Raw genomic sequence first — 13063 nt, forward strand, 5'->3', positions numbered from 1 at the left:
GTCGGTGGCGGCGTGTGCAAGTGCGCACTTACGAAGTGCATCAGCAAAGCGGCCATTATCAGCATTTGGCGCGCAGTTTCAAAGGTGTTGATGCGATCCTTGCATAAGTGCCCTTGGTAATCTTGGCTATTTTCAACGGCGGCGACGCAGGCTAGGCAAGCGTTTGAGGGTCGATATCAATCGACCAGCGCACCTTGCGCGCCTCGCGGTTGGCCTCAAGCCATTGCACCAGCCAACTGGCCGCCACGTGCAATTGACTGCGCTTATTGGCGGTCAGCATCAAGTGCATGTGGTAGCGATTTTGGCGTCGCTCCATGGGCGCAGGCACGGGGCCCAGGCAGTAAGTGGTAAGGCCTGAGGCTTTCAGCCACTCGCGCAGCGCTTGGCCCGCCTGTTGCGCTAAGGCAAGGGCCGCCGGTTCCTGGGGGCTTTCGATCCGTAGTAGTGCCATAAACGTGAACGGCGGCAGGTGTGCCTGGCGGCGCTCTTCCAGCAAGTTTCTCGCCAATGCTCCGTAGCCCTGTTCGGCCAGCAGCCCTAAGTGAGGGTCATCCGGATGCAGTGTTTGCACCAGTACCCGCCCTTGGTCGGCTGCACGTCCTGCGCGCCCGGCCACCTGTTCCAGCAGCTGCGCGCTATGCTCCAGGGCACGGAAGTCGGCGGCGTAAAGACCGCCGTCAGCATTCACCACAACCACCAGTGTGACGTGAGGCAGATGGTGCCCTTTGGCAAGCATCTGCGTACCCACCAGCAGGCAAGGCTCACCCCGCTGAATCTCCTTTAGGATCTGCTCAAAGCTGTCTTTCTTGCGGGTGCTGTCGCGATCAATACGGTGCACGGTGACCTTGGGGAAAAGGCCCTGGAGCGTCTCTTCGGTACGCTCGGTGCCGCTTCCCAGCGCACGTAAGTCGCCGCTGCCGCACTCGGGGCAGGCATCCGGCAGGGCACGACGACTATCGCAGTGGTGGCAGGCAAGTAGCGGCGGCTGGCGGTGCAGCGTCATGCGTGAGTCGCACTGGCCGCATTCCGCCATCCAGCCGCAGGCGTGGCAGGCAAGCGACGGCGCAAAGCCGCGCCGGTTGATGAAAATCAGCACCTGCTTGCCCGCACTCAAGGTGCTTTTGATCGCTTTGATAGCACCCGGTAGCAGGCCCCCCTGGCGGCGCTGGTGGCGTAAATCAAGAAGCTCCAGCTTGGCGGGCTGATGACGGCTGGGCCGCTGGGTAAGACGCAGGTGGCGATAACTACCGGAAAGCGCCTGCTGTAGGCTCTCAAGCGAAGGCGTGGCGCTGCCCAGCAGCAGTGGAATGCCGTGGTAATGGGCGCGTGCAACGGCCAGGTCGCGGGCGTGGTAACGCAGCCCGTCGTGCTGCTTGTAAGAGCCGTCGTGCTCTTCATCGACAATGATCGCGCCTGGGTTGGCAAGCGGGGTAAAGATCGCCGAGCGTGTCCCGATGATAATCAGCGCCCGCCCGTTTGCCGCGGCTTCCCAAACGTCCAGCCGTTCGGGGTCGGTTAAGCCGGAGTGGAGTGCCACCACGGGCACCCGAAAGCGGCTTCTAAAGCGCGCCAGGGTTTGCGGCGTCAGGCCGATTTCCGGCACCAGTACCAGCGACTGCTTGCCTTTGGCGGCAATCGCTTCAATAAGCTGAAGATACACTTCTGTCTTGCCGCTGCCGGTAACGCCTTCAAGCAGGCAAGGGTGGTAGCTTTCAAGCTTTTCGTGTAGCGCCGCAAGGGCGGTGGCCTGCTCACGATTGAGCGGCAGTGCCGGTGTGGCAAGCAAACTGCCACTCGGCGTCTCGGGGGCGGTTAGGGTGATTTCCTGGTGGGTGACCAGCCCCTTCTTGCCCAGTGCTAGCAGTTGGTCGCGGCTAAAGCCGTGGGCGCTGACAGCTCGTGAAGGCAGGCCGTGCGGATGCTGACATAAAAGCGCATATAGCTCGGCTTGTTTGGGCGCTCGGCTTAAATCCGGCTGGGTATGCGTTACGGCAAACCACAGCGTTTGCGTGCGCCCAGCCATTGGGTGGCCCTTGCGCAGCCGTGCAGGCAGCGCATGATGGAGCGTATCGCCCAAGCTGTGTTGGTAGTAGCGTGCGGCAAACCGGCATAGCCACAGCCAGTCATTGGGAAGTGGTGCATCATCCAGCGCTTCGCTGACAGCACGTAACTGGCTGCGTGGTAGTTCACTGGTGGCAGCCAGTTCAACTACCACGCCCACCACTTCGCGCCGTCCAAAGGGTACGCGTACACGAAGCCCAGGCTGCCAGCCGCAAGGGGGAGTGCGGCTGGCGGGCAGGTAATCAAACCGGCGTCGGAGTGGGGACGGCAAGGCGACTTTTAGCACCTGCAAAGAAACAGTGTCAGGCAATTGGCCTCCGGCGATAAGTTTTGCTAAAATATGCGGCCGCTCTGAATCTAAACGATCAGACGGTTAACCGGTTAGTAGTTTTTCCAAACCCGTATGCGGTGCCTGGCAACGGATCAGGTGGCGGCATACCGCTTGAGAGATCATCACGATGAGACAAGGTATTCACCCGAATTACAATACGGTCACCGCTAACTGCTCTTGCGGTGCTAGCTTCCAGGTAGGCTCTACTTCTGGCCAGGATTTCTCGCTAGACGTATGCTCCAACTGCCACCCGTTCTACACGGGCAAGCAGAAGCAAGCGACCACCGGTGGCCGTGTAGAGCGCTTCAACAAGCGTTTCGGCGCTGCTGTTAAGCGCGGCTAATCCTGACGGATCAGCCACACTGCAAGTGCGGGTAAAATACCAGGTACTTGTAAGAAAAACCCACGCTACGGCGTGGGTTTTTTTATGGGCGAATTTCTATAAATGCCTGTTTGGATGAACAAATGGCGAGATGAAAGGGTTTTTCATAAATGCTGCGATACAGCAATAAGCAATGCGTTATAGCTAAAATGCTTCTGCATAAGATTCAGCAAATGGTTGGGAAAAGTAATTAACGTGAAGGAAAAATCGCTAAAAAAAGCGTTTTCTTTTTGAGTTGACGGCGCGCTTGAGGCGTCTTGGGTTTTTCTATATTCTGGAAGCACTTATATCTATTTTAGGCTAATTGGACCCTCATTATGACGGATGCAAATAAGCAGGCAGCACTGGACTATCATGCGAAACCGATTCCCGGCAAGCTATCGGTGGAGTTAACCAAGCCCACCGCAACAGCCCGGGACTTGGCACTGGCATATAGCCCTGGCGTTGCTGAGCCGGTTCGCGAAATTGCCCGCGATCCTGAAAATGCTTACCGTTATACGGGCAAGGGTAATTTGGTCGCCGTTATTACCGATGGCAGCGCCATTTTAGGCTTGGGGAATCTTGGCCCGCTGGCCAGTAAGCCGGTGATGGAAGGCAAGGGCGTGCTGTTCAAGTGCTTTGCCGGGATCAACTCGGTAGATATTGAGGTAGACGCAGAAAGCCCGCAGGCGTTTATCGACACCGTTGCCCGCATTGCCGATACCTGGGGCGGCATTAATCTTGAAGATATCAAAGCGCCCGAGTGCTTTGAGATTGAAAAAGCGCTGGTTGAGCGCTGCAATATCCCCGTCTTTCACGATGACCAGCACGGCACGGCTATTGTAACGGCCGCGGGTATGCTGAACGCGTTGGAAATCGCTGGTAAAACGATAGATAGCGTGAAGATCGTTTGCATGGGGGCCGGTGCGGCAGCTATTGCCTGCATGCGCCTACTGGTTTCTTGTGGCGCCAAAAAAGAGAACCTGGTGATGCTGGATCGCCGTGGCGTTATCCATACCGGCCGTGATGGTATCAATGAGTACAAGGCAGAGTTTGCGCTGGATACCGAAATGCGCACTCTGGATGATGCTATCGACGGCGCCGATGTGTTTATCGGTCTTTCCGGCCCGGGCTTGCTGTCGGCTGAGCAGGTTAAAAAGATGGCCGCTGACCCGGTGATTTTCGCCTGCACCAACCCGGACCCGGAAATTCATCCTGACGTTGCCCGTGAAGCGCGCCCGGATGTGATTATGGCGACCGGCCGTTCAGACTTCCCTAACCAGGTAAACAACGTGTTGGGCTTCCCGTTTATTTTCCGTGGGGCGTTGGATGTGCGCGCTACACGGATTAACGAAGCCATGAAGCTTGCCGCTGTGCATGCACTTAAGGATCTGGCCCGCGAGCCGGTTCCCGAGGAAGTGTTGAATGCCTATGAGCGTACGGAAATGAGCTTTGGTCGTGAGTACATTATCCCCACGCCGGTCGATATTCGCTTGCTGGAGCGCGTTTCTTCCGCAGTGGCTCAGGCGGCAGTAGATTCAGGCGTGGCGCGCAAACCGTACCCGGCTCACTACCCCCTCAAAACGATCAATGAGGCTTATGGCCAGTGATGTTTCGGGTGTTTAACACGCCGGTTTGATGGCTCCTTTCAACGCCCGCACTTGCTGCGGGCGTTGTGCTTTTAAGGAGCGACGTCTAAAGGCTTTTGTACGAAGCTTAGCGAATCGGCGCGTCATGCACGCGTGTTAGCCCTTCCTGGGCGGTAGAGGCAATCAAGCGGCCATCACGGCGATAGATATGACCGCGTGCCAGGCCTCGCGAGTTGCCTGCCCAAGGGGAATCAATCACGTATAAAAGCCACTCATCCAGCCGTGCGTCCTCATGGAGCCATAGCGCGTGGTCAAGGCTTGCGATACGCAGTTTTGGGTCAGTGAACTGAATGCCGTGGGGCAGTAGGCTGGTGGTCAGTAGATTGAAATCAGAGGCGTAGGAGAGCAAGTGCCGGTGCAGGGTGGGGGCATCAGGCAGCGTGCCTGCAAAGCGAAACCATAAACATTGCCCAGCCGGGTCGCCGCTATCTGGATTGCCTTTAATATGCAAAAACTCGATAGGGTGGCCCGGAAAACGTGAGTGCTTGGCGGCGCCGCTCTCAATCAAGGCTTCCGGCGACTCGACATGGGGCATGGCGCGCTGGTGATGAAAACCTTCTTCAGGGCTGTGAAACGACGCGCTACAGAAGAAGATCGGTCGGCCTTTTTGAATCGCCGTAACGCGGCGCGTGGTAAAGCTCCCGCCATCGCGTACGTTATCCACCTGATAGACCACTGGGCGATGTGGGTCGCCAGGGCGAAGAAAGTAACCGTGTTGAGAGTGCGGATGACGCTCAGCAGGTACCGTACGTGAGGCCGCCGCGAGCGCTTGACCAAGCACCTGTCCACCATAAAGCTGAGGAAAGCCCAGGTCTTGGCTTTGCCCTCGAAAGAGCGTCTCTTCGAGGACTTCAAGCTCAAGCAGGTTTACTAACGTATTCAGCGCGTCGGTCATTCCAGGTATCCTTGGTGCTATCTATTGTTGCCCATAGTGGCGGATATCACATACGGCGAGGCCGCCGTTGCTACCATCATTTTGCTACCTTAGCGGAGTTTGCCTTGATACGCAGCGATGAATTTTACATGCACCGCGCCCTTGAACAGGCGCATTTGGCGGCTGAGGCGGGTGAAGTGCCGGTAGGGGCCGTAGTGGTGAATAGCGAAGGAGAGATTCTTGCCGCTGCCCACAATGCGCCGGTGCTTAGCTGTGACCCTAGCGGTCATGCGGAAATTCGTGCCCTGCGTGAAGCCGGGCAGCAGAGAGCCAACTACCGGCTGGAAGGGTGTACGCTGTATGTCACGTTGGAGCCGTGCATGATGTGCGCGGGCGCCATTGTGCATGCACGCCTAAAGCGTTTGGTTTATGGCGCTGCTGAGCCTCGTACCGGTATGGTGGAGTCCAAGGCTAACCTGCTGGCCCAACCGTGGTTTAATCACCATGTGGAGGTGACGGCGGGCGTGCTGGCGCCATCGGCCAGCAAGTTATTAAAAGCGTTTTTTGCAGCAAGGCGCTAGCGTGTTTTATAGCTCTCTGGCGTGTCAAGAAACCGCGGGATAAACGTCACCTGGTGGCCACGCACAATGAGTTGCAGAGCAAAGGCTTGGAGTGCGTTAACGTGGTTATATAATGGTAGTGATATGACTGCGTAGTGGCTCATGCCCCCGCCTCAGCCTGCGTAAGCGTCGCGTGCTTTAACGCGACCAGGTCAGCGCTGCCGGTACAAAAACAGGCAACGCGCAGCTGCTCAATGAGCGTTTGAAAGTGCTCGATAACGGCATCGCTTGAGGTGGTGGCACTGCTCAGCACCGCCGCGGCTTGACCTACCAGATGAGCGCCTAAACAGAGCGCTTTAGCCGCATCAATACCGCTGGCAACCCCACCTGAAGCGATCAGCGGCATACCGGGCAGTGCCTGGCGCAAATCGTGTAGTGCTTGTGAGGTGGGGATTCCCCAGTCGGTGAAGGCCATGGCGATGGCACGCGCTTGAGGTGTGCTGGCGCGCTCGCCTTCAACTGCCGCCCAACTGGTGCCACCCGCACCCGCAACGTCCAGCATCGCCACGCCTGCTTCGGCAAGTTGGCGACCCACAGAAACAGAAAGCCCAGCCCCAACTTCCTTGACCACCACAGGCACTTCCAGTTTGGCAACGGTGCGCTCAATGGCGGTGAGTATGCCTCGCCAATCGCGATCTCCACCTGTTTGTAGCGCTTCCTGTAGCGGGTTGAGATGAATAATGAGTGCGTTAGCTTCGATCATATCGACCGCGCGTCGGGCATAATCAAGCCCGCGTTCGCCTTTAATTTGGGCGGCTCCCAGGTTGGCCAGCAATGGGATGTCGGGAGCAATTCGGCGCAGTTCGCTCGTGAGGCCCCAGTTGGCTTCGCCTTCAATGGCCACGCGTTGTGAACCCACGCCCATGGCAAGGCCCAGCGTTTGAGCGGCCTCTGCCAAGTGTCGGTTGATATCCTTGGCTCGATTCGCTCCGCCGGTCATCGAACTGATGAGGATGGGCGCTTTTAGAGGTTGCCCGAACAGGTGAGTCCCCAGATCAATATCATCCAGGTTTAATTCCGGCAGCGCACAATGCTCAAAGCGCCAGTGTTCAAAGCCTGGGCGAAGGGTGCCGACGGCCTGGCGTGGGTGTAGCACGATATCCAGATGGTCGTTCTTACGCTGAGTCAGTTCGGTGTCTTTCATCGTCACTCCCTTGAACCTGAATCTGGCGGAAGCCGCCTGCCAAGTAGGAAACAGTACGTGGTCGGTTAGCTGATGGCTGTGCATGCCTTCCGGCGAAGTCACTAATGGTTTTCGATGTAACCAACTCTTATCTATCTAACCCGTTTCTATTGGTCTAACCAAACATGGTCAACTGCTTATCCAACCAGGTTGGCATAAAGTACTGAGGTGCAATGCCTTGATCGCAGGCGCAGGATAAACGCTTGTAATCGCAAGTACGTTTTTACCTGCTATTTGAAAAGCGTAATCCAAACGCCAGAAACTTTCTTTAACTACGAAGGGCAACGTGGGATCGAGCTGGAGGGCTCTGTAGCGAGGCTACTGATCCAACGGCGGAATTAACTCAAATGGAAGTAGGAGAGAACCGCCGGTTGCGGTTTGACCTAACTGGAAAAATTGCTGGCGGCTGTGCTCAACGTACTCAAGCATCTCATAGTAGCGCCGGATGTTGCGCACATAAATGACCGGCTCACCACCACGCGCATAGCCGTGGCGCGTTTGGCTATGCCACTCCTGTTGCTGTAACAGGGGAAGCGCCTCGCGAACATCTTGCCAACGGTTGGGGTCCCCACCGAGCTCTTCGGTAATTTTACGTGCATCGTAAAGGTGACCAAGGCCAACATTGTAGGCCGCCATGGCCATATAAAGACGATCATCTCCGGTAATGCTTTCAGGCAGGCGGTCTTTTAGGCTGCGCAGGTAGCGGGCGCCACCATCAATGCTTTGCGCCGCGTCTCGGCGGTTATCCACACCCATTTCGCTGGCGGTAGGGTGGGTGAGCATCATAACGCCTCGCACGCCGGTGGGTGACACCGCTTCCGCGTCCCAGTGGGATTCCTGATAACCCACTGCCGCCAGCAGTTTCCAGTCAAAACCTGTGTCACGTGCCGCCTGTTTAAACAGGTCGGCAAACTGGGGTAAACGTGCATCCAGGTGCGTTAAAAAGGTGCGTGTACCCACGTACTCTAAATAATCGTCATGGCCAAAGTAGCGGTTAACCAGGTGGTCGAGCGTGCCATTTTCCTGAAGGGTTTGTAGGAAGTCATTGGCGGCTTCTAGTAGTCCTAAACCGCGGCCGCGAGGAAGCGCCCATACCATGGAAAGCGGGTCGCCCATTAAAAAGCCGCGCTCTACATTGGGGAAAAAGAGTCGGTTAAGCCGGAACTGATGATCAAAAATAACCGCTGCGTCCAGCACGCCGCTCTCGACCTGGACAAGCAGTTCATCGACATCCAGCTCGTGAGACTCTTTCCAGCTTAAGTCAGCGTAGTCGCGCTGCAACTCACGCAGCGCTTCGCTGGTACCTGCCTGGCTTAGCGTGCCAATCTCAAGGCCTACCAGGTCGCTGGGTGCCTTTATGCCGTGTAAACCGCGCCGGTACACCAGCAGTGGTTGCATTTGAATGATGGGGCGGGTGTAGTGCACATCGGATGCGTCAGGGAGTAGAGGCAGGGCGGCAGCGCCAAAATCGCCCTGTTCACGCACGGCCGACAATACGCTTTCAGGGTGATGTTTGGCGTTGAGGTTGAGGCTTACCCCCAAATACTCGGCAAACTGATGCATCAGCTCATACTCAAACCCAGTGGGTCCCTGGCGGCCTTCGTAGTAGGTCGTGGGCGTGTTGCGCGTTTGAGCCGTGATAAAATCTTTTGCCTGGATATGCGTTAAATGCTCACCATGTGGCACCTTGGGAAGCGTGGGCGCAAGTATCAATAAGGTGATGATAAATAAGGTTAAGTAAAGGCGAATGTGCGCTAAAAAATGGGCATAAATCAATGTCGGCATAAGGTCTTGTCGGCATGAAACAAGCAGCCACAATACCCAGCCATCGCCATGCTGTCACCTTGTTGATTTCGTGTGGCCGCCGCTTTCCAGTATCATAGGGCTCAATGAGTGTCATTTAAGGGGTCGCCTAGCGGCCTGCTATTTCCCTGCACGAATTCTCCCTGCTCTAGAGGCTTCAGGATATGCTCGAATTGCGAGGCGCGCCCGCCCTTTCTACCTTCCGTCATACACGGTTGCTAACGGTGCTGCGTGAACGTGTTCCCGAGGTGGAGGCGCTGTCTGCCCACTATGTTCATTTGATTGACCACCGTGAAGAACTCAGTGATGCCTCTCACGAGCGTTTGGCGCAACTGTTGGATTACGGCACCCCTACCCATGCCGAGATACCTGCCGACGCTAAACGTTTTCTGGTCGTACCGCGGTTAGGTACCCAGTCGCCCTGGTCATCAAAAGCGACGGATATTGCGCATAACTGTGGGCTGTCGGGCATTCGCCGCATAGAGCGTGGCGTTGATTATCGGGTAGGGTTTAGCCGTGCGCCCAGCGAAGAGAGCCTGACTGCGCTGATGGCGCTGCTGCACGACCGAATGACCGAAACCGTGCTTAATGACGCGGCTGAAGCGGCGGCGCTATTTGCTCACCACGACCCGGCACCGCTGGGTAGCGTGGATATTGTAAACAGCGGACGCGATGCGCTGGTAACCGCTAACCGTGAGCTGGGTTTGGCGCTTGCCGATGACGAAGTCGACTACCTGGTCGATGCCTTTAACGAGCTTCAGCGCAACCCCACCGACATTGAACTGATGATGTTCGCCCAGGCGAACTCTGAGCACTGCCGACATAAAATCTTCAATGCGGACTGGATCATTGACGGCGAGCCGCAAACCCATTCGCTGTTCAAGATGATCAAGAACACCTTTGCAACCTCTCCTGAAAACGTCTTGTCAGCCTATAGCGATAACGCCGCCGTTATCAAAGGCAGCCAGGCGGGTCGTTTTTATCCCACGCCGCTGACCGGTGCTGAGGGAGAGCGTGCGCTGTACGGGACGCATCAGGAGCCGATTCACATTCTGATGAAGGTGGAAACCCATAACCATCCCACCGCGATAGCACCGTTCCCCGGTGCGGCGACAGGCTCGGGTGGTGAGATTCGTGATGAAGGCGCCACCGGTATCGGCGGTAAGCCGAAAGCGGGCCTTTCCGGTTTTACCGTTTCCAACCTGCGTATCCCCGAGTTTGTACAGCCTTGGGAAGCGTTTGATTATGGCAAGCCCGAGCGCATGCAGTCCGCCCTTGCCATCATGCTGGAAGGCCCGATTGGCGGCGCGGCGTTTAATAACGAGTTTGGCCGCCCAAACCTTACCGGTTACTTCCGTACCTATGAGCAGGACACTCTCAACGAGGGCGGTATTGAGCGTCGAGGTTTCCACAAGCCGATCATGCTGGCGGGTGGTTATGGCAATATTCGCGCCCAGCACGTTCAAAAGGGCGATATTCCTGTCGGCGGTAAGCTGATTGTGATGGGTGGCCCAGCGATGTTGATTGGCCTGGGCGGCGGCGCGGCCTCCAGCATGTCTTCTGGCACCTCAAGTGCCGACCTGGACTTTGCTTCGGTACAGCGTGAAAACCCGGAAATCGAGCGACGCGCTCAGGAAGTGATTGACCGCTGCTGGGCGATGGGGGACAAAAACCCGATCTGCTTTATCCACGATGTGGGGGCGGGGGGGCTTTCCAACGCGCTGCCGGAGCTTGTTAAAGACGGCAATCGGGGTGGGCTGTTCGATTTACGTGCGGTGCCTAATGCTGAGCCGGGTATGAGCCCGCTTGAAATCTGGTGTAACGAAGCGCAGGAGCGCTACGTGCTGGCCGTTGCGGCTGAGGACCTGGCAACGTTTGATGCGCTGTGTAAGCGCGAGCGTTGCCCCTATGCAGTGGTGGGTGAAGCGCAGGCTGACCACCACCTTGAAGTGCGCGATGGCCACTTCAACAGCAAGCCGATTGACCTGCCCATGAGCGTGCTGTTCGGTAAAGCGCCGAAAATGCAGCGCAGCTTTGAGCGCCATGCGCCAGAGCTTTCCGGTGTAATGCTGGATAATCTCGACCTGCGTGAGGCGCTTGATCGCGTCCTACGCCTGCCCGCCGTGGCCTCCAAGAGCTTCTTGATTACCATTGGCGACCGCTCAATTACAGGCCAGGTGGCGCGTGACCAAATGGTCGGCCCTTGGCAAGTGCCGGTTGCGGATGTAGCGGTCACAACGGCCAGTTATGACACCCATGCCGGTGAAGCGATGGCGATGGGGGAGCGTCCGCCGGTTGCCTTGATTAACCCCGCCGCCAGCGCACGCCTGGCGGTTGCCGAGGCGATTACGAATCTCGCGGCAGCGCCCATTGCCAAGCTAAGCGATATCAAGCTTTCTGCTAACTGGATGAGCGCCGCTGATCACCCTGGCGAAAACCAGGCGCTTTATGATGCGGTTCACGCGGTGGGGATGGAGCTTTGCCCGGCGTTAGGTATTGCGGTGCCGGTCGGCAAAGACTCCATGTCGATGCGTACGTCCTGGCAGGATGTGAGTGACCAAGGGGATAGCGAAGAGAAAAGCGTTACATCACCGCTGTCAGTGGTGATTACCGGCTTCGCGCCTGTGACTGACGCGATGGCAACCCTGACGCCACAGATCAACCTGGATCAAGATGAGTCGGATCTTATTCTGATCGACCTAGGGAACGGTCAAAACCGCTTGGGCGGCTCTGCGCTGGCGCAGGTATATGGTCAGGTAGGCGATACCTGCCCGGATGTCGACGACCCAGAAGATATCAAAGCCTTCTTTGAGGTGATTCAGGGGCTTAATCGTGACGGTAAGCTGCTGGCGTACCATGACCGTAGCGATGGCGGCTTGTTGGTCACGCTGTTGGAAATGGCCTTTGCGGCGCACGCCGGCCTTGAGATCAAGCTTGACTGGATGATCGACGAGCCCGTTGAGGCGCTTAATGCGCTGTTCTCGGAAGAGTTGGGTGCGGTGATTCAGGTCAACCGCGAACACACCGAAGAGGTGTTAGCGCAATTTGCAGTAGCGGGTATTGAAACCTGTGGCGTTATCGCCCGGCCGCGTTACGACGACCAGGTGCGAGTAACTCTGTTTGAAGAGCCGCTGCTGGAAACCACGCGCCAACTGACACAGCGTACCTGGTCTGAAACCAGCTATCGCCTGCAGGCACTGCGTGATAATCCCGAGTGCGCTAAAAACGAGTTCGACAACCTGCTCGATACGCGTGACCCTGGCCTCTCGGCGACGCCCACGTTTGATATTAATGAGGATGTCAGCGCGCCGTTTATCAATATGGCCAAGCCCGCTGTTGCGGTACTGCGTGAGCAGGGCGTTAATGGCCAGGTCGAGATGGGCTGGGCGTTTGATAAAGCCGGCTTTGAAGCCATTGATGTTCACATGAGTGACATTCTGGAAGGCCGTGTTGCTCTTGATGAGTTCAAAGGGCTCGTTGCCTGTGGCGGTTTCTCTTACGGCGATGTGCTAGGTGCGGGTGGTGGTTGGGCGAAATCCGTGCTGTTTAACGAGCGGGCACGCGATCAGTTTGCCGCCTTCTTTACCCGCGAAGACAGCTTCTCGCTGGGCGTGTGTAACGGATGCCAGATGCTTTCGCAGTTGAAGTCATTGATTCCAGGTGCTGAAAACTGGCCAGGCTTTGTGCGTAACGAGTCCGAGCAGTTTGAGGCGCGGGTAGCCATGCTGCGCGTTGAAAAAACGCCCTCGGTTCTACTGGCCGGCATGGAAGGTTCCCTGCTGCCTATTGCGGTGGCCCATGGGGAAGGGCGTGCTGAGTTCCGCGATACTGCGCACCTGCGTAGCATGCAATCCAGCAATCAGATTGCGCTTCGTTACATTGATAACTATGGGCAGGTGACCACGCGCTATCCGGCTAACCCTAACGGTTCGCCGTCAGGTATCACCGGGTTAACCACCTCCGATGGCCGCGTCACGATCATGATGCCTCATCCGGAGCGCGTTACCCGCGCGGTAACCAACTCCTGGCGTCCGGCAGAGTGGACAGAAGATGGTGCCTGGCTGCGCATGTTCCGCAACGCGCGTGTTTGGGTCGGTTAATATCTCACGCCGTTAAGCCATGCGTAACACATAACGGCGGCCCTTGGGCCGCCGTTATGGCTAACGCTGCTCTTGCCCGCT

8 protein-coding genes are annotated in these 13063 nt (G+C 57.1%); 4 read left to right on the forward strand and 4 right to left on the reverse strand.

Annotated elements, in window-relative coordinates; translation table 11 throughout:
* Window positions 1-151: 151 nt before the first annotated feature.
* Complete coding sequence (locus ACT3RU_RS07370) at window positions 152-2371, reverse strand: primosomal protein N' (RefSeq protein WP_483392649.1); 2220 nt, start codon at window positions 2369-2371, stop codon at window positions 152-154.
* A 148-nt stretch (window positions 2372-2519) separates the two neighbouring features.
* Here ACT3RU_RS07370 and rpmE point away from each other — a divergent pair, with 148 nt between their 5' ends.
* Window positions 2520-2735, forward strand: coding sequence for a 50S ribosomal protein L31 (rpmE, locus tag ACT3RU_RS07375; protein WP_087105934.1), 216 nt, complete (start codon window positions 2520-2522; stop codon window positions 2733-2735).
* 356 nt (window positions 2736-3091) lie between these two features.
* On the forward strand, window positions 3092-4363 hold the full coding sequence (locus tag ACT3RU_RS07380; protein WP_087105936.1) for a malic enzyme-like NAD(P)-binding protein: 1272 nt from the start codon (window positions 3092-3094) through the stop codon (window positions 4361-4363).
* 106 nt (window positions 4364-4469) lie between these two features.
* Here ACT3RU_RS07380 and ACT3RU_RS07385 read toward each other — a convergent pair whose 3' ends face one another.
* Entirely contained in the window at window positions 4470-5297 is an 828-nt protein-coding gene (locus ACT3RU_RS07385; RefSeq protein ID WP_192527611.1) for an acyl-CoA thioesterase, read from the reverse strand.
* Between the two features lie 107 nt (window positions 5298-5404).
* On the opposite strand from ACT3RU_RS07385, the gene tadA reads away from it, so the two are divergent.
* Window positions 5405-5857 (forward strand): tRNA adenosine(34) deaminase TadA, encoded by a 453-nt coding sequence (gene tadA / locus ACT3RU_RS07390; RefSeq protein ID WP_318779695.1) that lies wholly within the window; start codon window positions 5405-5407, stop codon window positions 5855-5857.
* Window positions 5858-5996: 139 nt separating this feature from the next.
* Here tadA and fni read toward each other — a convergent pair whose 3' ends face one another.
* A complete protein-coding gene (gene fni, locus ACT3RU_RS07395; protein WP_192527613.1) occupies window positions 5997-7040 on the reverse strand; it encodes a type 2 isopentenyl-diphosphate Delta-isomerase in 1044 nt (347 codons plus the stop codon).
* A 357-nt stretch (window positions 7041-7397) separates the two neighbouring features.
* Window positions 7398-8864: a membrane-bound lytic murein transglycosylase MltF gene (mltF, locus tag ACT3RU_RS07400; protein WP_192527614.1), complete on the reverse strand. Its 1467-nt coding sequence runs from the start codon at window positions 8862-8864 to the stop codon at window positions 7398-7400.
* 182 nt (window positions 8865-9046) lie between these two features.
* Between mltF and purL the strand changes: the two genes are divergently transcribed.
* Window positions 9047-12982: a phosphoribosylformylglycinamidine synthase gene (purL, locus tag ACT3RU_RS07405; protein ID WP_192527615.1), complete on the forward strand. Its 3936-nt coding sequence runs from the start codon at window positions 9047-9049 to the stop codon at window positions 12980-12982.
* The last annotated feature ends 81 nt before the right edge of the window (window positions 12983-13063 follow it).

The sequence above is a fragment of the Halomonas sp. TP35 genome (genome assembly GCF_052375975.1).
Classification (GTDB): Bacteria; Pseudomonadota; Gammaproteobacteria; order Pseudomonadales; family Halomonadaceae; genus Vreelandella; species Vreelandella citrativorans.